At 37.0% G+C, this 20,486-nt stretch carries 15 protein-coding genes; 5 read left to right on the top strand and 10 right to left on the bottom strand.

The window, feature by feature from the left end:
* The first annotated feature begins 246 nt into the window (after positions 1-246).
* A complete protein-coding gene (locus JJN12_RS09670) occupies positions 247-2,565 on the top strand; it encodes an NACHT domain-containing protein (RefSeq protein ID WP_208429485.1) in 2,319 nt (772 codons plus the stop codon).
* 15 nt (positions 2,566-2,580) lie between these two features.
* Entirely contained in the window at positions 2,581-4,113 is a 1,533-nt protein-coding gene (locus JJN12_RS09675) for a hypothetical protein (protein ID WP_208429486.1), read from the top strand.
* A gap of 60 nt (positions 4,114-4,173) precedes the next feature.
* Here JJN12_RS09675 and JJN12_RS09680 read toward each other — a convergent pair whose 3' ends face one another.
* The 4 genes from JJN12_RS09680 to JJN12_RS09695 all read right to left on the bottom strand — a co-directional run bounded on the left by JJN12_RS09680 (position 4,174) and on the right by JJN12_RS09695 (position 6,513).
* Entirely contained in the window at positions 4,174-5,082 is a 909-nt protein-coding gene (locus JJN12_RS09680; RefSeq protein ID WP_208429487.1) for a hypothetical protein, read from the bottom strand.
* A 211-nt stretch (positions 5,083-5,293) separates the two neighbouring features.
* Positions 5,294-5,551, bottom strand: a complete 258-nt coding sequence (locus JJN12_RS09685) for a hypothetical protein (RefSeq protein ID WP_208429481.1) — start codon at positions 5,549-5,551, stop codon at positions 5,294-5,296.
* 17 nt (positions 5,552-5,568) lie between these two features.
* Positions 5,569-5,892: a hypothetical protein gene (locus JJN12_RS09690; RefSeq protein WP_208429483.1), complete on the bottom strand. Its 324-nt coding sequence runs from the start codon at positions 5,890-5,892 to the stop codon at positions 5,569-5,571.
* A 99-nt stretch (positions 5,893-5,991) separates the two neighbouring features.
* Positions 5,992-6,513 (bottom strand): sigma-70 family RNA polymerase sigma factor, encoded by a 522-nt coding sequence (locus JJN12_RS09695; RefSeq protein WP_208429484.1) that lies wholly within the window; start codon positions 6,511-6,513, stop codon positions 5,992-5,994.
* A 369-nt stretch (positions 6,514-6,882) separates the two neighbouring features.
* Between JJN12_RS09695 and JJN12_RS09700 the strand changes: the two genes are divergently transcribed.
* Complete coding sequence (locus JJN12_RS09700) at positions 6,883-9,204, top strand: NACHT domain-containing protein (RefSeq protein WP_208429488.1); 2,322 nt, start codon at positions 6,883-6,885, stop codon at positions 9,202-9,204.
* A 15-nt stretch (positions 9,205-9,219) separates the two neighbouring features.
* Positions 9,220-10,749: a hypothetical protein gene (locus tag JJN12_RS09705; RefSeq protein WP_208429489.1), complete on the top strand. Its 1,530-nt coding sequence runs from the start codon at positions 9,220-9,222 to the stop codon at positions 10,747-10,749.
* A gap of 72 nt (positions 10,750-10,821) precedes the next feature.
* Here JJN12_RS09705 and JJN12_RS09710 read toward each other — a convergent pair whose 3' ends face one another.
* The gene (locus JJN12_RS09710) at positions 10,822-11,811 is read right to left on the bottom strand and encodes a hypothetical protein (protein ID WP_208429490.1); all 990 of its coding nucleotides are present in this window, start codon (positions 11,809-11,811) and stop codon (positions 10,822-10,824) included.
* 287 nt (positions 11,812-12,098) lie between these two features.
* On the opposite strand from JJN12_RS09710, the gene JJN12_RS09715 reads away from it, so the two are divergent.
* Positions 12,099-12,977, top strand: a complete 879-nt coding sequence (locus JJN12_RS09715) for an HAD family hydrolase (RefSeq protein ID WP_208429491.1) — start codon at positions 12,099-12,101, stop codon at positions 12,975-12,977.
* On the opposite strand, the gene JJN12_RS09720 is transcribed toward JJN12_RS09715, so the two are convergent.
* From JJN12_RS09720 to JJN12_RS09740, 5 genes are all read right to left on the bottom strand, one after another.
* Positions 12,974-13,216, bottom strand: a complete 243-nt coding sequence (locus JJN12_RS09720; RefSeq protein ID WP_208429492.1) for a hypothetical protein — start codon at positions 13,214-13,216, stop codon at positions 12,974-12,976. The genes JJN12_RS09715 and JJN12_RS09720 overlap by 4 nt on opposite strands.
* Before the next feature lie 85 nt (positions 13,217-13,301).
* Positions 13,302-14,189: a 4-hydroxy-tetrahydrodipicolinate synthase gene (gene dapA / locus JJN12_RS09725; RefSeq protein ID WP_208429493.1), complete on the bottom strand. Its 888-nt coding sequence runs from the start codon at positions 14,187-14,189 to the stop codon at positions 13,302-13,304.
* Positions 14,189-15,163, bottom strand: a complete 975-nt coding sequence (gene pfkA, locus JJN12_RS09730; RefSeq protein ID WP_208429494.1) for a 6-phosphofructokinase — start codon at positions 15,161-15,163, stop codon at positions 14,189-14,191. Before pfkA ends, dapA begins: the two co-directional genes overlap by 1 nt.
* A 232-nt stretch (positions 15,164-15,395) precedes the next feature.
* Positions 15,396-16,844 carry an ISLre2 family transposase gene (locus JJN12_RS09735; RefSeq protein WP_208428032.1) on the bottom strand — a complete coding sequence of 483 codons (1,449 nt, stop codon included), beginning with the start codon at positions 16,842-16,844 and terminating at the stop codon, positions 15,396-15,398.
* A 142-nt stretch (positions 16,845-16,986) separates the two neighbouring features.
* A complete protein-coding gene (locus JJN12_RS09740; protein WP_208429495.1) occupies positions 16,987-20,469 on the bottom strand; it encodes a DNA polymerase III subunit alpha in 3,483 nt (1,160 codons plus the stop codon).
* Positions 20,470-20,486: the final 17 nt, after the last annotated feature.

A 20,486-nucleotide genomic window follows, 5' to 3' on the forward strand; every position in this document is an offset into this window, starting at 1 on the left:
ATCTTTTATACAGTTTTAATACTGTATAGATTCTCTATGTATCCCGCCGTCCTGATGGCCATCTCGGACTTTGAGATTAATTTTTTGTGTGGAAATTATTTTATTTTTACGCTATAATAAACTATTGGAATAAAATAACTAATTATCACATTTCTCTACCAGTTATTTTAGGTTCACTTTTATTATACAAAGTTGATTTGATATTATGGGTTAGTGTGGTATAGTCTTGTATATGGGAGGATAAGAATGCAATTTAAAGAATTTGTACAAAAGCTGTTCTCTGCGATTAGTGATGGAGAAAGTACCAGCAGCTTTACTAAGACCATGTTGGAGAATATCGTTACTGAAAAAGGGTTGGATATTCTGAATGGTTATCAACCAAGCAGCTATAGAGCCTATTATAATGGCAATACCTCAATCACAAAAATTTCTAAAAAAATAAATGCACATATTGAGCATATGGAATTTGTTGCTTATATTGGTGATCTTTCTGATGCTTCGGTTGAACAATTATGCAGGATATTTAAAGAAGATATTCCTAATATTGAGCCACTAAATGCTCCTGAAAAGCTTGCTGAACTATTTGCAAAAATTATTACGGATGCTGCCGGAGCAAAGAAAAAAACTTTTACAAAGAGCAAAAAACTTAAATCTGATGAGCCAGTCGAGATTTCCATTAGTGGCGTATCTGAGCATACACCAAAACCTCAGACATTCAAAAAATACTTAACCTCCGCTTCAACTTACTACTCTACAAAGAAAACCTTACTATATGCTGAAGAGCCACGTCCTTTTTATGAGTTATATGTCTGCAATGACATTCAGCGTCATAACAGGTTACTTTATTTAGAGGATGCTATCAGAGATGTCACAATAAAAAAATTGGAAAAAGAAGCAAAATATATTATTATTCAGGGATTGGGTGGAATTGGAAAGTCAATGCTGCTTACACATTTATTTCTATCTTCTGCCAAACAGGTTGAAACTACCGATAGTATTCCTCTTATGCTTTCGCTAAAAGATTATAAAGATACCACAATCACTATGATTGATTTTATATGCAAATCTGTAAATGAATATGACTCAGACATTTCAACGGCGGAAATTACAGATTTCCTTAGACAAAAGCGTCTTATTCTTTTACTGGATGGACTGGATGAAATACAGCTATCCAGCAGAGATGCCTTTAACCAGAGTTTAGAAGTATTAATAAAATCATATCCCGGTAACACTATAGTTATTACTTCCCGCCCTGTGAATTCATTTATTTCCTATTCAAAGTTTACTATCTTTGATATTCAGGATCTTACCAAGGAGCAAGCTCTTGAGTTAATAAGAAAGATAGATTTTTGGGACAAGGACGGTAAGAATAGTTTTCTGGAAGCTTTAGACAGTAACTTATATAACACTCATCGTGAGTTTGCAAGCAATCCTCTCCTGTTAACCATAATGCTTATGACTTATTCCTCTTTTGGAGAGGTTCCTGCTAAAATGCATGTATTTTACTCAAAGGCTTATGAAACTATGGCTCGCTTACATGATGCTTCAAAAGGCTCATTCAAACGACCATTTCATACAGGGCTTACTCCGGAAGAATTTGCAAAATATTTTGCAAAGTTTTGCGCTATGACATATAAAGATGAAATCCTTGAGTTTGATTCCAGTAGTTTTGCATCATATATGGAAAAGGTTTTAAAAACAGGTAAATCTGAGCATCAAAGTATCTCATCTCGTGATTTCCTGTTAGATCTCACAGAGAACCTCTGTATTATGTACCAGGAAGGTGAACATTATTATTTCATTCATCGTTCCTTTCAAGAGTACTTTGCTGCTGTTTGCTTTTCTTCCGGATATGATGACAAACTTATCAAAGTAGGTGATTTTTTTGAAAAAGCAAATAATCGCTCCTACACCGACAGAACATTTGATATGCTTTACGACATGATTCCTGAAAAGGTAGAACGCTTTGTGTTTCTTCCATTCTTAGAACATTTATTAGGTAGCTTTGAAAAAGAGGGCATGGGTGAGTATTGGGAGTTCTTAGAAAAACTATACCCTTTTATTTACTTTGGAGAGGTAACTTCAGATGAACTCTACTTCAACACAGCAAATTCATTTTTATATCGTTTTATCATAAAAGAAAAACAATTGGCGATTGAATTTGAACCCTATAACTACGATTGGCCTAATGATGTTTATAATTTTGTAGATAAAGTTTGGGTTGACGCCTATATTGAATTTCTGGATGATGAAGCCTATGAAAGGTTCCCAGACTGTAAATCTATTCCAAAGGACTTGCTTCGATATACCACTTTGGTTGAAGAAAGTGAATTACCTCATCTCTACTTTGATTATTTTGGAAAACCTAACGTAGAGGGTGTTACGATTGGGATTAATATCAAAAAACTAAGAGAAAATTCTAAACAATATACTATGCTAAAAAACTATATGGAACAGGATGACTTCCCACTTTTTCGCGAGTATAGGAATATCAGAAACTATTACCATAACTTAAAGAAACGTACTAAGTTGGAAACATCATCCGATGACCTATTTGATAATTAAGAAAGGACAATTGATATGAAGAAAAAACTAATTGCACTTGTACTACTCTTTACCCTGTTTTTTAGCACCTTGTCTCAAGTTACAGAAGCTAAGACAAAGCAAAAGAAGCTTGACTACAGCAAGATGCCTTACCTTGATACCCTTATATACAATAAAGACTATAAACACTCTAAATATTTCAGTGGAGCGAGAAAATATCTAAAACTTTTAGAAGAGGCTGCTAAAACCCAGGAAATAACTCCTGAGCTTAAGCGTGCTGAGCTTTTTGTTGACAGCGATCTTGACTATGAAATTACTCATACCAATAAGTACGGTCCTAATTTTTATGGTTCTTTGTCAGATGGCGCACTTGCACTTTTTCTAGATAGAATGAAATCTTTTCATCCTATCCCATTGGAAACAAACTTCGATTCACTTATATATGAGCTGGATGACACCACTAAAATCAACACAGCATTGGGTTATATCTGCTTAAAAATCCTACAGGACAGGAATCCAAAAGCTACTGAGTACGACTGTAAAATGGATTATGAAATAGGCAATTCCATCCAATCTCAAATTAAGTTTATAAAGGATAATGCAATTCTACCTAAAAACTACCTTACAGGACTACGTAAAAGGCTATCTGCAAATAGGTTTTATAAATTATATATCAGCAATTACGAAAAATATGAAAAACAAAATAACAACAGTAAGTACCTATACAACAAGAATGAGATTGTCCCTGCTCCTTGGAGAGCTGACAACTTTTTTGTTACTCCTATAGTGATTGGTGGATATAAAAAGGGATTTAATCCCAAGACAGATAAATACCTAAATATCTTCTGTAATGCAAACTTTACTTATGATGACGCCATAACTTCACCCCCTGATATTAAAGCATACATATATGACAAATCAGGTAACCTTGTGGATACATTAAAGCCTACATATCAGTATAAGAGTAATTATCTTGGCTCATTTATATTTACAGTAAACAATACCGCCAAATATCTTAAAAATGGTAAATACAAAGTCACCGTTAAAATGAAGGCTAAGAATGGCAAAGATAAGCTCTACGCTGAAAAATCGGGGGCTTTCACAGTTACAGATAAGAATGTGTATGGAAGTTATAGAAGAGTTCCTATTTACCCTGCAGATGCCTTTGACAGTAGAGCTATTAATGAGGTTAAAAATAAAAAATTTAAGAATATAGGAAACATCAGTCATACAAGATTGGCTTACAATATTTATAAATATCTGAAGACTTCCAAATATACTGAAGTAAGTGACAATGTTCGAATAAAGTATTTTTCGGATAAAGCTTATAACAATAATAAGCTATTATATGACTCATTTTGTAGAACAGAATGTTTATGCAGATTTTCATACATACTCAGCGGGCTTAGTTATTATGAGATTTTGCGCCAAGACTTCCGCTTTGATTATAACGATACTTTAGAGGGGTTTATATATGCACTTGGCATACCACCTCAGGAATTTTCAAAGTACTATAAACATTATAAAGGACCTGATTATTCCGGTGTGGTGCCATTTAGAGAAATGTAGTTATATTTAATATCTAAGCAGAGGCTGCCTTATGTGGCAGCCTCAAATATTTAGCTATCTTCAATTGTTTTTATTAATAGCAGTTATTTCTTTAGATGCCAATTCCCAGTTTTTAACTATATATATTGCATCCCAATCATTTACTATAGTTTTCTTTTTCGCATCCTTTTTATCTACTGTTTCTTTATTCTCATTTGCTGAGAATGTAAGGTTGTTGTTACTGTCTATATGCATGCTTTCAATTTCAAATTTTTTTGCGTTTTTATTTGTAAATACTTCATATCCAACAAAAGTACAACTTTCATAATGATATTTTAGGATATAGCTTGACTTAAATACCCACGCTTTATCTTTCTTATCCCTTTTTTTCTCTGCAAGTATAAAATATAAATATCCGTCTTTATAAAATATATCCTGCGCCTCAGTATTATTAACATCAATTGCTAATTCATCAGGATATCCAAAAACTTTTATATTCTCCGCTTTATACTCTATAGACTCTGAAATAATACTTGAAAAATAAATTCTATACCTTGTTTTTCTATCATTTTGACCGCTAAAGTGTACTATAAATGAGTTGTCACCTACAGCAGTTGCAATTGAACTAATATTGATGTCTAATTGCTCTATATTTATTTTAGTGCCAGACTCATGTTCTTTTTTTAGTAACTCTGATGTAGGCAGCTTGACAATGTAATTCTCATCAGTTGCAACATAAAGATTGTCACCACTCAAAGTCAAACTATTAGCATGCCCCAGACGTTCATAATTGTGAGTTCGTGATGGGGTTACAAAACCTTTTTCTTTTTTAGCTGACTTATAGTTTTTAATTACGTATAAACACTGCTTCTCATTATCTGTGCTTGATTTAACACAGTATAACGTTTCGTTGCTATCAATGGCTATACCGCCCATGTTAGAACAATCATTCTTATCTTTTATCCTATATAATAATTCCATTTTACTCATAATCTTTCTCTCCTTAATCATTATTCTTTGTTTCCACTTCTTTCATTGGGATTGGTTTCATATCTTCATTTAGCTATCTATAGCCCATTAAGGCTATGTAATATACAGCTTTAGTTAGCTGGTGCTCTTATAGAGCAAAATCTTTTATTACCAAAAGCTCTAGATTTCACTTTTAACCACCTCCTTCTACTTAGTAGCCTTGGCGGATGGCTTAAAAGGACGTTTTGGATATCTTTCTATCATTTCCATTAAGTTCAGCTACATCAGTCATGCCTTCACTAATAATGTAAGATACAAGTGTTCCAAGTGCTGATATAATGGCTGCTACATGCTCTATCGTAAGACTATTAATATTTAATACAGTCAGCATTGCGGTTGAAAAACCTATAATTGCAACCCAAAACTTTCTCGATGTTAGTTTTCTTCTCCAATCAATCTTAGTTTCTTCAACATTTTTAGATACTTTCATTTCAGCATTTCCTTTCTTTAATTTATTTTACAATTTTCTTCAACTTCTATCGGGAGATTCATAAACCTTCGATGCATATCATCCATTACTCCATTTTCTCCCAACACATGGTACTGTTTATACATATTCTCAACTGTTTGGCGGTCTGAATAATTAACATAGCCCTGTTTAAAGAATTCTCTGTATAAATATAAAAGCCTCTCTCTCAAAAGTGCTTGCACGCCTAGCTGTAAGGCTTTTGTCTGCTTATCACTATTTTTGATACTTTTTAGTATATTTAACCAAAATCCTCCTATCAAAGACGGTATCCCAAATAGTGCTAACCAATTAAATAACGTCACTTTATCATCTCCTTTCTTTAACTTGATACTTCGTTTACAGATACAAGAAGTACATTTTTAATCTATATTACCTCCTACTTAATAGCCTTAGCTAAAGCTCTAAAAGGACGTCTTCAAATAATTATCTTTAAGTTTTTTTATTGCCCTTCTATAGCGATGGCTGACATTGTTCGCAATATCTCCTGTCAAATCTGCATATTCTCCAACTGACATCCCATCAAGTGCTATAGCAATTACCATCTCTGCTGTACTTTGCTTTAGAATTCTGCGTATTTTCTGGCACACTTCTTCATACTCCCAATTATCGTTTCTTTCCATCTCTTCTTTACAAAATATAGTTGGATCTTTTACCTCATCCATTTGAGGTTCGAGGATAACATCATCATCTTCTTCTCTACTTCTTTTACTGCTTAGTCCTCTATGCCTTTCAAACTTGTGCAGATTATTGTATTCAGGTTTATTGAAACCCTCATCCCAAGCATCCTGAATAAGTAGTTCCAGTTCTTCCTCAGACAGGTTTTTATCATATTTTAATGATAAGCTTTCCATCAGTTCTTCAGCTTCCTTTGAGTTCAGATTTATTATCTGATTTTTATTTTCATATCTGACTATAAGTTGCATAATATGTGCTCCTTTCTTCTAAAGAATCCCAAGAAGCGGAACACATAAAAAATCTGAAAATATTAAGACAACACCATATTGCAAAGCCAAAAATGAGCATAGTAAAATACGGTGGATACATCTTCATCTTTTATACAGTTTTAATACTGTATAGATTCTCTATGTATCCCGCCGTCCTGATGGCCATCTCGGACTTTGAGATTAATATTTATTGGGTAGATAATTTAGTAATTGGGTGCTATAATAGAATGTGAAATAGATAGCTTATACTAATCTTTCTACCTTTTTCTTTGATACAATTAAATTATAATTTATCAAGTTGGTATAATTGGTTAGTGTAGTATAGGAATGGATACGGGAGGATATTAGATGCAATTTAATGAATTTGCCCAAAAGTTATCTCAAGTAATAAGAGCTGGCGCAAATACCTGTACGTTTACTAAAACCATATTAGAAGCCATCATTATTGAAGATGGACATAATATACTTGATAGCAAAAAAGAGAGTAGCTATAAAAATTATTTTAATGGAAACACTAAAATTAGTGGTATTTCTAAGAAAATAGCTATTTATGTCGATCCTAAAGAATTTATAAAATACCTCAAAATATTCCCTAAGAATACAAATAAACAGTTATATAATATTTTTAAGGATGACATAGATGATATAAATCCATCAAATACTTACGAGAAAATTGCGGAATTGTTTGCAAATATAATTATTGAAGCCTCTGGCACAAAGAAAAATACAGTTAAAGGAAATAAGAAATGTGATACTTATACGCCATTAAAGTTATCTCCTAATGATATACCCAAACGCTTACCAATAACGCAGACATTCCAAAAGTATCTTAATGATGCTTCAGTTTACTACTCTACAAAAAAGACTCTACTGTTTGCTGAAAAACCTTGCCCTTTTTATGACTTATATGTGTGCAATGACATTAGGCGTAATAAGCTATTTGAATCGGTAGAATCTATAAGCGGTGTCACTGTTGAAAAGTTAGAGCAGGAAGCAAAGTATATTATTATCCAGGGACTAGGCGGGATTGGAAAATCTATGCTGATGACACATTTGTTTCTTTCTTCTGCTAAACAGGTCGAAACTACGGGAAGCATTCCACTGTTGCTTTCGCTAAAAGATTACAAAGATAGTGATAGTAGTATAGTTGACTTTATACTCAAATCTGTAAATGAATATGATTTGAGTATTTCTAAAGAGGATATTATTGATTCCCTAGAGCAAAAACGTCTTATTCTTTTACTTGACGGTCTGGATGAAATACAATCCTCCATACGAGATACTTTTAATCAACATTTAGAGTCACTACTAAAAGCATATTCTGGCAATACTATAATTATTACCTCCCGTCCTGTTCATATGTTCATTTCCTATTCTAAGTTTACAATCTTTGATATACAGGATCTAACTAAAGAACAGGCACTTGAACTTATAGGAAAGTTGGACTTTTGGGACAAAGAAGGCAAAGCTAGTTTTATGATAGCTTTAGACAGGAATCTTTACAGCACTCATAAAGAATTTGCCAGCAACCCTCTCCTATTAACCATTATGCTTATGACATATTCTTCTTTTGGAGAGGTTCCTGCTAAAATGCATGTTTTTTATTCGAAGGCTTATGAAACTATGGCTCGTTTGCATGATGCCTCAAAGGGTTCATTTAAGCGTCCATTACATACTAAGCTTACTCCAGAAGAATTTGCAAAATATTTTGCACAATTCTGTGCCAGAACATATATGGACGAAGTCCTTGAGTTTGATTCTTTACATTTTACAGAGTATATGAAAAAGGTTTTAAAAACTGCCGATCCAGAACATCGAAATATTTTACCTCGTGCTTTTTTGTTGGATTTAACAGAAAATCTGTGTATTATGTATAGTGAAGGAGAACGATACTATTTTATTCATCGTTCTTTTCAAGAATATTTTACAGCTGTTTACTTTGCGTCTGAATATGATACTAACCTTGTTAAAGTAGGAAATTATTTTGAAAACTTAAGAAATCGTTCCTATACAGACAGAACATTTGACATGCTTTACGATATGATTCCTCAAAAAATAGAACGTTTTATATTTCTTCCGTTTTTAGAAAAACTAATAAGTGGTTTTGAAAAAGAAGGGGAAGGTGAAAGGGAGTATTGGGAGTTTTTAAAAACCATATATCCTGTTCTTTACTTTGAAGAGGGAGATGTGGGAGTTTCTTACTTAAACATTGCAAGCTCATTTTTATATCGTTTTATTATATATGATAAAAATTTAGATGTTGTATCAGAGCTTGATTATTGTGAATGGCCTAGCGAAATATATGAATTACCAACCAGAAATTGGGTTAATGCATATAGTAATTTTTTGGTTGATGAAGCTTATGATAGATTCCCGGATTATGATTCTATCCCTCACAGCCTTCTCCTATCTACTGAATTGGTTGAAGAGGATGAACTTCCTTCCCTCTATTCTGACTACTTTGGAGATCCGAAAGTGGAAGGTATGACAATTGATATTGAAATTTCCGAACTTATAGAAGAGCCTGAACAGTATATTACGCTAAAAAATTATATGGAGCAGGATGACTTCCCACTTTGTCGCGAGTATAAGAATATTAAAAACTATTACCATAACTTAAAGAAACGTACTAAGTTGGAAACATCATCCGAAGACCTATTCGATAATTAAGAAAGGACAATTGATATGAAGAAAAAACTAATTGCACTTGTACTACTCTTTACCCTGTTTTTTAGCACCTTGTCTCAAGTTACAGAAGCTAAGACAAAGCAAAAGAAGCTTGACTACAGCAATATGCCTTACCTTGATACCCTTATATACAATAAGGACTTTGAGAAAAATGGCGTTTACAGCGCGTCAAGAAAGTATCTAAAGCTTATAGAGGAGGCTGCTAAAACTGGGAAAATAACTAAAAAATATAAGGATGCAGAGGGATATTTTGATGATGATATGGATCTTGAACGTACATATACAAATGACTATGGTCCCAATTTTTACGGTTCCCTTTCCGATAAAGGGCTTGCATTCTTTTTAAACAGATTAAAGCTTGACGAAACCCCCATTTACTTGGAAACAGACTTTAATGAGCTTCCTTATGAGTTTGATGATACTGTAGAAGTGAATAAATCATTAAAGTATATAGGCTTAAAAATATTGCAGGACAGAAATCCAGAGGCCAGTGAATACGACTGCAATATGGATGATAAAATAGGGTATTCCATTGCCTCACGTATGAAGTTTATAAATGACAATGCCATTTTGCCTAAGAACTTCCTTAAGGGTTTGAGGAAAAGGCTGTCTATCAACAGGATTTACAAGTTATATGTCAGTAATTATAAGAAGTATAAAAAACTTCATAACGACAACAAGTACCTGTACTACAAGAACGAAAAAGTCCCTGCTCCTTGGAGAGCAGATAACTTTTTTGTTACTCCTATAGTGATTGGTGGATATAAAAAAGGATTTAATCCTAAGACAGATAAATACCTAAATATCTTCTGTAATGCAAACTTTACTTATGATGACGCCATAACTTCGCCTCCTGATATTAAAGCATATATATATGACAAATCAGGTAAACTTGTAGATACATTAAAGCCTTCATATCAGTATAAGAGTGATTATCTGGGCTCATTTATATTTACAGTAAACAATACAGCAAAATACCTTAAAAATGGTAAATACAAAGTCACCGTTAAAATGAAGGCTAAGAACGGGAAGAATAGGCTTTACGCTGAAAAATCGGGGGCTTTCACAGTTACAGATAAGAATGTGTATGGAAGTTACAGACGGGTTCCTATATACCCTGCAAATGGCTCTGATAGCCGTGCAATAAAGACGGTTGGAAATAAATATTTTAAGAATATAGAGAATACTACAAATGTACGACTAGCTTATAATATTTATAAGTTTATTGTTACCTCTAAGGATATTGATGACAAATATATTAAATATGATAAATATCTGTCAGTTTATGATAATAGCAAGCTGTTGTATGACTCATTTTGCAGAACCGAGTGCCTGTGTAGGTTTTCTTATGACCTTACTAAATTTAGATACTACTATATTTTGAGACATGACTTTGGTAATTATAATTTATCACTTAATAGCTTTATGTATTCACTTGGAATACCTCCACAGGAGGTAACAAAATATTACAGCCATTATAAGTTACCTGATCATTGTAGCTTTACAATACCATTCCGACCATTGTAATCATCTTGAATATCTAGGGTAAGCCTGCTACGTGATGTGGCAGGCTTACCCATTTAATCAACTCAGTTAATCTTAGTCATTTTGATATGCAAGTACCCAATCTCTGGTAATATATATTGCATCCCAATTTTCTACTATTTTTTCTTTTCCATTTATTATTGTTTTCTTGCTCTCATTTACGGAGAATACAAACTTCTTACCAACTATATGCATGCTCTCTATTTCAAATTTAATTGTGTTCTTATCCGTACTTGTAAATGAGTCGTATCCAAGACAATTGCTATTTCCAAGCTTATATTTTAAGATATAACTTGTCTTAAATTGCTTGCTTTTTTTATCCTTTCCTGCAAGTATAAAATATAAATAACCATTTTTATAATATACATCCTGAGGGGCATGTTCTCCAATGGAGCTCTTTAAATCATCCGGATATTTATATTCAAACTTCCCTACTGAACTATATTCTATATATTTACGATCTTGATCTCCTTTAGGAGTCTTTTCTGTATATGATTTAACTTCTTTATTAAAATATATTCTATTTGTTTTACTTTCACCCTGTTTACTAAAATGAAGTACAAATTTACTCCCATTTATATTAGCAATAGAGCTAATTGAAATATCTGTTACCTCAGTTAGTTTATATTTACCATCATTCTGTTTGACCTTTTTTTTAAGCAATATTTTTTCCCCTGCATCATATCTGCCGGTTGATAATTTTGAGGCATTTAGCTTAATAATATAATTCTTATCAGTTCCTACGTAAAGGAAGCCATCACTTAAAGTCAAACTATTGGCATGTCCTAGCCACCCATACATATATGTATATGATGGCGTAACAACTTCCTTTTTTATTTCAGCAGATCTATAGTTATTTATCACATATAAGCACTGCAGCGAATCACCCTGCTTTGATTTAACACAGTATAACGTGCCATTGCTATCAATGGCTATACCTCCCATGTTAGAACATTCATCCTTGTCTTTTATCCTAAACAATAATTCCATTTTACTCATAATCTTTTCTCCTTTATTATTATTTTTGTTTCCCACTTCTTTCATTGGGATTGGTTTCATATCTTCATTTAGCTATCTATAGCCAATTAAAGCTATATGATATACGTTTACATAGCTGGTGCTCTTATAGAGCAAAATCTTTTATTACCAAAAGCTCTTGATTTCACTTTTAACCACCTCCTTCTACTTAGTAGCCTTGGCGGATGTATGAAAAGGATGGTTTTAAAAAATATTTTTGATAAATCTCAGTTAATGGTGTTCTTCCTTCTTCCTTGAAAGTTAGCACATTTCCCTCTTGCCAATTCTTTCCGAAATAACTATAATTATCTATTATGGATAATAAAATTTTATTTTTTGATATTGATGGAACTCTCCTTGGGAGAAATGAATATCTGCCGGAATCAGCGGCAGAAGCGATTAGAAGGACAAGGGCAAAGGGAAACCTCTGCTTTATTTGCAGTGGGCGCAGTAAGTCAATGCTGCCAGAGAAGCTCCTTGAGGTTGGCTTTGACGGCATTATATGTGGCGGTGGAACCTATATCTCTTTTAGGGATGAAATCCTTGTTGACCACAGACTATCTGCCGGTGAGCTTTCCAGGCTCTTAGACTGGTTTGAGGGCTCAGACCTCGGCCTTTTCTTTGAGGGTGACGAATACATCCACGTCCTTCCTTTTGAGCGCTATAGCGACCCTACCAGGCTTAAGCTTCTTCTAAAGGACCTCTCTGCCCCTCTAAAGGAGATAAGAAGAGACAACCTGGAAGAACTTAGTGTGGGCAAATTTTCTGGGATGATTAGTCCTTTGCAATGGGATTATGCCATGAAAATGGCTGATGACATCAAAGACTTTATGACTATCATAATACACAGAAGGCCTAATGAAGCGAAGTTTACAGCTTCAAATACGCCTCTTGATACTAACAGTAAGGATGATAAGGTAAGCTGGGCAGGATACGGTTTTGTGGAGTTCCTTCCAAATGGCTTTAATAAGGCAACAGCAATCAAGGCGGTATTAGGCCATCTTAATCTCCCTCTTTCCTCAGCCTATGGCTTTGGTGACAGTGAGAACGACAGAGAGATGCTTACCTGGCTTCCGAATTCCATCTGTATGGGTAATGGAGATGAAAACATAAAAAAAATTGCCTCGTATGTAGCACCTCCTTTACTTGAAGATGGTATATACAAGGCAATGGAACATTTTAATCTGATTTAGATATCTGTTTCTGTTTCAGAAACTTCACCTTCTTTAGCTGCTTCCTGTACTCTTCTGAGGTTAAAATAGCCTCTTGAGTGAGGGGCAGCTTTTGTTTCGCATGAATCTCCATCACATTCGCAGTCTTCTCCGTCACATTCGCAGCAGCAGCAGAAGAAATGCTTGTAGACAAAGTAACAAATACCTGCTATAACGGCAAGGCCTCCTATAGCTGCAGCGATTCCAACTAATTTTTTCATGAAAATACCTCCTAAATTTTATTATGATGTGGGTGGCAAATTTACTTGACACTTGTATCATTGTATTATTAACTCCGATATCGGATTATAATAATCCTGCATTTATCATTTCGCTTCTTAGTATCTCTCTATGGGCTTCAGACATAGGGGTAAGCGGTTTTCTAAAGCCTCCTACCTCGTGTCCTAAGAGATTCATGGCTTCCTTTACAGGGATTGGATTCACATCGATGAACAGAGTATTTATAAGTGATAGATACCTGTTCTGTATATCGAGTGCTTTCTTTGTATCGCCTGCTCTAAAGCTCATAACCATATCGTGCATCTGCTTTGGGATGACGTGGGAAGCTACTGAGATAACTCCCTTTCCACCCATAGCACAAATGGCGATGACCTGGTCATCATTTCCGGAATATATGTCAAAGTCCAAGTCTTTTGTAAGCGCCGCTATCTTTGCTATCTGAGAAATATTGCCTGATGCTTCCTTGACTGCTACTATGTTTTTGACGTCTCTTGCAAGCTTGTATATGGTCTCAGGCTCGATGTTGATGCCTGTTCTTCCTGCTATATTATAGAGGATTACAGGGATTTTAACAGCGTTAGCCGTGTCTGCAAAATGCTCGTAAAGTCCCTCTGCCGTAGCCTTATTATAGTAAGGCGATACAAGGAGAAGTCCGTCAGCACCGTATTCTTCAGCCTCCTTAGACATCTCAATTGCTGTCTGGGTACAGTTGGAACCTGTTCCGGCAATCACAGGAACCCTGCCGTTTACAAACTTCACAGACTCACGGATGACGTCCATATGCTCCTTTTCGGTAAGGGTAGCTGACTCTCCTGTTGTACCACAGATAACAAGTCCGTCAACCCCGTCCTCAATCTGCTTGTTGATAAGCTCTTCAAGCTTAGCATAATTTACACTTCCATCCGGACAAAACGGAGTTATAAGTGCTGTTGCAACTCCTTCAAATAAAGACATTATCTTACTAACCTCCTTCCGAGCTCAATCATCCAAGGGTCTGCTTCCTTAGTCATCTGAAGTGCCTCTGCGATATCATAGTCTACAAAATGACCGCCCTTCATACCGATAACCCTGTTTGTCTTGCCCTCAAGAAGAAGATCTACAGCCTTAGCTCCAAACATAGAAGCATATACTCTGTCTGTAGCTGTTGGGCTTCCACCTCTTTGAATATGTCCAAGTACTGTTGCTCTGGTCTCCATACCTGTAGCCATCTCAATCAGCTTAGCCATTTCATTGGAATTACCTACGCTTTCAGCATTGATTATGATGTAATGCTTCTTGCCCTTTGCTCTTAAATACTTGATTCTATGTATAATCTCCTCAAGGTTGCCGTCATAGGTATCTGATGTAAGGATTTCCTCAGAGCCGTTGGCTATACCGCACCAAAGCGCTATGTAGCCTGCTCCTCTTCCCATTACCTCGATGATGTTGCAACGCTCGTGAGAAGTAGAGGTATCCCTAACCTTGTCGATACACTCCATCGCTGTGTTTACAGCTGTATTAAAGCCTATGGTGTACTCTGTGCAGGCAATATCATTATCGATTGTTCCTGGAAGTGCTATGGTGTTGATTCCTCTTTCAGCAAGTCTTCCAGCACCCTGGAATGAGCCATCACCACCTATAACCACGATACCGTCAATCCCGTGCTTTTTGCAGATTTCAGCTCCCTTATCCTGTATCTCAGACTTCTTAAACTCAGGACATCTTGCAGTATAAAGCACTGTACCACCACGCTGGATGATATCAGACACGCTCTTTGAATCCATTTCAACTATGTCCTCGTCAATTAGTCCTGCATATCCTCTTCTTATACCCTTAACCTTCTTACCTGCTGCAAGAGCTGCACGAACAACCGCTCTAATGCAGGCATTCATACCCGGTGCATCTCCTCCGCTTGTAAGTACTCCTATTGTATTTACTTCCTTTGCCATTTTAGTCTACCTCCATGAATTTATTAAAATCTGCAGTTTCGCAAAAAATTACAACCAAAGCCCTATGGGCTATATTTTAATACAAAATGGTTTTACAATCAACAAAAAGATTAACCAAGTTTGTGTCAAGTACTCGTTGGCAAATTTCCTTACCTTTTTCTTTTATCATTGTTTTTTTATTTTTTTGTATCACAAACAAGCCCAGATTATGCACTGAACAGATATTTTTTCTTTAGTTGCCAAGTATAAAATTTCTTAATGCCTTTCTACCTGCTGTTAATGGTGTACCGGTTAGTGGAAGACTTCCTCTGCCTACTTCCATATATGGAAGCCCTTTACCGTCTCGTAACGGTGATTTTGAAGCGCTGAGAGGCTCTTTTATCTCGCTCTGGCTCTCATCAAATATCAATTCCCCAGAGTAACGTTCGACTGTCTCTATCAGGTCTTTGTTTTCTTTCCTGCACAGAAGCTTCGCAAGGTTATCAGCTCCTGATTCTGACCATCTCATGCGCCTGTGCTTCATTCTCAGCGTTATCAGTGTACAGTTTTGTGTTTCCTGTATACCCATGTTTTTATAAATGATGCCTTCTACAGGTTCTGGGAGTTTTATTCCCCGCTTGTAGTACGGTAGCAGCCCTTCTCTGTTATTGTGAAGGTAGGCGTACAGCTCCTCGGCTTTTTTACTGGTTTTATCGCTTTCATCTTCGCTTTTACTTACTCTTATATACTCACGTATATAATCAAACATTTCTTCAATCTTCTCTGAATCAAAGAGCCTTCGTATATCCTTTTGTACAGCTTTACTGCTTATTTTCCTTAAAATTTCCTGATAAATGTGGTATCTGTCAAGCTGAAACACCGCCTCGTCATCATAAGGCTCTTTTATCCAGCTTCCACCATCTCCATTTAAGATACGCCTGCCTATTTCGTCAGGGTTATATTTCTTCTGTATCACGGCCTCTCTTTTATTGTGGAATCCACTGCTTCCATCCATGCCTGCAAACACCACTTTCTCCACTAGAGTGCTGCGCCCTTCCTTTTCCTTCTCCGCATCCCAGCCTTCATACATGGTAAAGACCTTCATCTCCTTTTTACCCATGCGTTTATGCCCTCTGCCCTGCATCGAAAGCCATACTCCATCCATTTCCTCAAAAAGAACTCCGATTTCCCTTTTCCCATCAGGTCTGCCTGCCTTCATCTTCTTCACATCAAGGTCTTCCTCTGATGTTATCCTCTGGCCAAGCTTCTGGGCTATATTCCACACGCCTCCCGCACTTATGGTCTGTCCTGTAGAAGAGCTTAACATCTCAGCAGATGCCCTGTACGGGAGTTCCGTAACTGAATTGGCGATCTTCTCTGCAAGATTAGTAGATATTAAGCCTATCTTCTCCATACCCATTTGTTCATCAAGAAGATAAACATGGGCTTTCGTTCCATCTCTAAGCCTTGTCTGGTACACCCTTCTTTCATACTCGACATCTCCATATACGGTTCTTATCGAAGTCTTTCTCTTTCCTTTATTCCTATATTTAGAAGTATCCCTCTCTTTTGAAAGAATATCATCATAGTTTTCAAGTATGATTTTAGTGTGTTCCCTGGCAAGCTTGCAGGCCTCTTCAAAAATTTTCTTCTCTAAGGTCTTGAATGAAATCTTTTTTTCTTTTACAATAGCATTAGTCATACAGTTTTTTTCCTTTATGTTATTTTTTTCTCAAATCAATAATAAAATAAAACTGTATGATTGGGAAGGGGGCAACCCCTTCTTTTTTTGCTATTGCCAATTATAATTATACACTAACATTAACCAAAGTTTAGCTCTAGGTCTACTGTATTTTTACGACTATTTTTACATTATCACAGCCTAGCTTGTGCTTTAGCTCATCTATCACAGCCTCTGCATAAGAAATGCCCCTTACTGTATTTACTCGTTTTACCTGTCTTTCTTCCCTACAGTATAGCATAACCCTTGCATTTCCTTTATTGCCTTCAAATATTTTGTTTAACTCATCTTCTACCTTTTCAAGCTCAGCCTTATTCTCAAACTGCAGCCATACTTCTCTAGGTACTTCTTCAAAAGGAATAATCTTACCTGCGATTAACTTTGCAGCATCATTTTCTTCAAGCGAGGCTTTACCTGAGATTATGTACTTTCTCCCCTCTTCTATAAGTTCCCTGTATTTTTCAAAATCTCTTGGAAATACTATAACTTCAACGCTTCCCACCAAGTCCTCAAGTGTAATGAAAGCCATACGCTGATTATTCCTTGTAAGCTTGATATTTACCACACTTGCGATTCCTCCAAGTATGTAGTCTTTACCCGGAGCTACATTTACCATCCCTTCCTCTTCATCGTACGCAAAGTCCAAGGAGCTGGCATTGCATACAGACTTTAGCATATCCTGATAACTCTCAAGAGGGTGGCCGCTAAGATAGACTCCCAGCATTTCTTTTTCAAATGCAAGCTTTGTCTCCACATCAAACTCGCCAAGCTCAGGCATCTTTACTTCAAGGGCTGACAAATCATCCTTTGGTGCTATGTCAAAAAGACTTAGCTGTCCTGCCATCTTGCTGTGCTTCTCGTGCGAGATGGAGTCTAGTACCTGCTCGTATACAGCCATTTTCTCCCTTCTGCTGCCGGAAAGACCGTCAAGTGCACCTGACTTGATAAGCGCCTCAAGGCCTTTCTTGTTTATCGAGCCGGCGAGCCTCTCTATCAGATCAGTAAGGCTCTTATATGGCCCTCTTTCCTCTCTGTCCCTTACTATGGCATCTGTTACATTTTCTCCAAGCCCCTTTATGGCAGACATGCCATAGCGGATACCACCACTCGCCGCAGTAAAACTACCCTCTCCCTCATTGACATCAGGGGGAAGGATGGCTATTCCCATTTCCTTGCCCGAAAGGATGTACTCTGATACCTTTCCTGTATTTGACATCACGCTGGTTAAAAGGGCCGCCATATATTCCTTAGGATAATAGTACTTGAGGTAGGCAGTCTGGTAGGTTATAAAAGCATAGGCGGCGGCGTGTGAACGGTTAAAGGCATACTTAGCAAAGTCAATCATCTTATCATATATCTTATTGGCAACCTGCTCAGACACACCATTTGCCACACAGCCGGGTATTCCCTTAGACTCATCACCATAGACAAAGTTTTTTCTCTCCTCTTTCATCACGCTGTCCTTTTTCTTTGACATAGCACGTCGGAGCAAATCACTTTGCCCATAGCTGTAGCCCGCAAGGTCACGCACTATCTGCATAACCTGCTCCTGATACACTATACAGCCATAGGTTGACTTAAGGATTGGGACCAGCTCTTCACAGTCATACTCTATGGCGGCAGCATTCCTTTTGCCGTTTATATAATCATCAATAAATTCCATAGGGCCTGGTCTGTAGAGGGAAATTCCCGCAATTATATCTTCTATGTTGTCAGGCCTAAGCTTCTTCATAAAGCTTGTCATACCGGGGCTTTCAAGCTGGAATACTCCCTCTGTCCTGCCCTCGCTAATCATAAGATAGATATTTTCATCCTCCATGTCTATCTTTTCTATGTCAAGCTCGTCCCTTCCTTCTTTCTTTCTGTTTCTGTTAACAAGCTCTACCGCCTTTTCTATAACTGTAAGGTTTCTAAGGCCTAGGAAGTCCATCTTAAGGAGTCCAAGCTGCTCAATGGTTTCCATGGTATACTGTGTGGTAACAGCACCGTCACTGCTTGTGGAAACAGGCACATAGCAGTCTACTTCACGCTTGCTTATAACTACTCCTGCCGCGTGGATGGAGGTATGCCTTGGAAGTCCCTCAAGCCTCCTTGATAGGTCTATAAGCTTCTTTGCCTCCTCATCCTCATCATATAGCCTCTTTAGGTCAGGATTGATTAACAAAGCCTTCTCAATATTCATTTTAAGTTCATTGGGTATCATCTTGGCTACCTTATCACAGAAGCTATAAGGCAGGTCAAGAGCCCTTCCCACATCCCTTATAACCATTTTCGCAGCCATGGTACCAAAGGTTACTATCTGTACTACCTTTTCCCTGCCGTACTTTTCGGTAACATAGTCTATTACCTCCTGTCTTCTAAGTACGCAGAAGTCAACGTCTATATCGGGCATGGTTACTCTCTCCGGGTTTAAGAAACGCTCAAAGAGGAGATTGTATCTAATAGGGTCTACTCCCGTAATGCCAAGACAGTAAGCTACTATGCTTCCAGCTGCCGAGCCTCTTCCGGGACCTACCGCTATGTGGTTCTCCTTTGCAAAGTTGATATAATCCCACACTATGAGGAAGTAATCCACAAAGCCCATATTAGCAATGGTATCAGTCTCGTATTTAAGCCTTTCACGAAGAGAGGCCTCAGTATCTGCATCCACCCCCTCATACCTCTTCTTAAATCCGTCTTCGCAGAGTTTATTAAGATATGAAAGTGAGGTATAGCCCTCAGGCACAGGATAGAGTGGCAGGTGGTATTTGCCAAACTCTATCTCTACATTGCATCGTCTTGCTATCTCTTCAGTATTGTGAATGGCTTCGGGAATGTAGTGAAATACCTCTTCCATTTCCTCAGGAGACTTCACATAGAACTGTCCACCCTCATACTTCATCCTGTCTTCATCATATACATTTTTCTGAGTCTGGATACATATAAGTACGTCATGAGCCTCGGCATCCTCTTTATAGAGATAATGGCAGTCATTGGTGGCTACAAGAGGAATACCTGTCTCAGACGATATTCTCATCAGTCCCTGATTGACAAATTTCTGCTCTGAAAGTCCATGGTCTTGAAGCTCCAGGAAGAAGTTGTTTTCTCCAAATATTTGCTGAAGCCTCATTGCTTCTTCCTTTGCCCCCTCATAGTCCCCATTTCTTAGCTTGGTAGGCACTATGCCGGCAAGACAGGCGGATGAAGCAATTATGCCCTCGTGATACTCGCTTAAAAGCTCGTAATCCACCCTCGGCTTATAATAAAATCCCTCTGTAAAGCCCCTTGATACAAGCTTCATGAGGTTCTTATGTCCTGTATCATTTTCAGCAAGCAGTATCAAATGGTTGTACCGCTCGGCTGACTTTTCCTTCCCCTTTTCAAATCTGGAGCCTGGAGCCACATATACCTCACAGCCGATAATGGGCTTGATACCCTCAGCCTTGCAGGCCTTGTAAAATTCTATAACTCCGTACATAACTCCATGGTCTGTGATGGCACAGGCATCCATGCCAAGTTCCTTGACTCTTCTAACTAGCTCAGGTATCTTGCTTGAGCCGTCAAGAAGACTATATCCTGTATGTAAATGTAAATGAGTGAAGCTCATTTTACCCTTCTTTCTAT

Source organism: Catonella massiliensis (assembly GCF_016651435.1).
Classification (GTDB): Bacteria; Bacillota; Clostridia; order Lachnospirales; family Lachnospiraceae; genus Catonella; species Catonella massiliensis.

What these genes read in the sequence shown, in the direction of transcription:
- JJN12_RS09670 (WP_208429485.1), top strand. Translation starts at nt 247, where the DNA reads ATGCAATTTAAAGAATTTGTACAAAAGCTGTTCTCTGCGATTAGTGAT.
- JJN12_RS09675 (WP_208429486.1), top strand. Translation starts at nt 2,581, where the DNA reads ATGAAGAAAAAACTAATTGCACTTGTACTACTCTTTACCCTGTTTTTT.
- JJN12_RS09680 (WP_208429487.1), bottom strand. Translation starts at nt 5,082, where the DNA reads ATGAGTAAAATGGAATTATTATATAGGATAAAAGATAAGAATGATTGT.
- JJN12_RS09685 (WP_208429481.1), bottom strand. Translation starts at nt 5,551, where the DNA reads ATGAAAGTATCTAAAAATGTTGAAGAAACTAAGATTGATTGGAGAAGA.
- JJN12_RS09695 (WP_208429484.1), bottom strand. Translation starts at nt 6,513, where the DNA reads ATGCAACTTATAGTCAGATATGAAAATAAAAATCAGATAATAAATCTG.
- JJN12_RS09700 (WP_208429488.1), top strand. Translation starts at nt 6,883, where the DNA reads ATGCAATTTAATGAATTTGCCCAAAAGTTATCTCAAGTAATAAGAGCT.
- JJN12_RS09705 (WP_208429489.1), top strand. Translation starts at nt 9,220, where the DNA reads ATGAAGAAAAAACTAATTGCACTTGTACTACTCTTTACCCTGTTTTTT.
- JJN12_RS09710 (WP_208429490.1), bottom strand. Translation starts at nt 11,811, where the DNA reads ATGAAAGAAGTGGGAAACAAAAATAATAATAAAGGAGAAAAGATTATG.
- JJN12_RS09715 (WP_208429491.1), top strand. Translation starts at nt 12,099, where the DNA reads ATGGATAATAAAATTTTATTTTTTGATATTGATGGAACTCTCCTTGGG.
- JJN12_RS09720 (WP_208429492.1), bottom strand. Translation starts at nt 13,216, where the DNA reads ATGAAAAAATTAGTTGGAATCGCTGCAGCTATAGGAGGCCTTGCCGTT.
- dapA (WP_208429493.1), bottom strand. Translation starts at nt 14,189, where the DNA reads ATGTCTTTATTTGAAGGAGTTGCAACAGCACTTATAACTCCGTTTTGT.
- pfkA (WP_208429494.1), bottom strand. Translation starts at nt 15,163, where the DNA reads ATGGCAAAGGAAGTAAATACAATAGGAGTACTTACAAGCGGAGGAGAT.
- JJN12_RS09735 (WP_208428032.1), bottom strand. Translation starts at nt 16,844, where the DNA reads ATGACTAATGCTATTGTAAAAGAAAAAAAGATTTCATTCAAGACCTTA.
- JJN12_RS09740 (WP_208429495.1), bottom strand. Translation starts at nt 20,469, where the DNA reads ATGAGCTTCACTCATTTACATTTACATACAGGATATAGTCTTCTTGAC.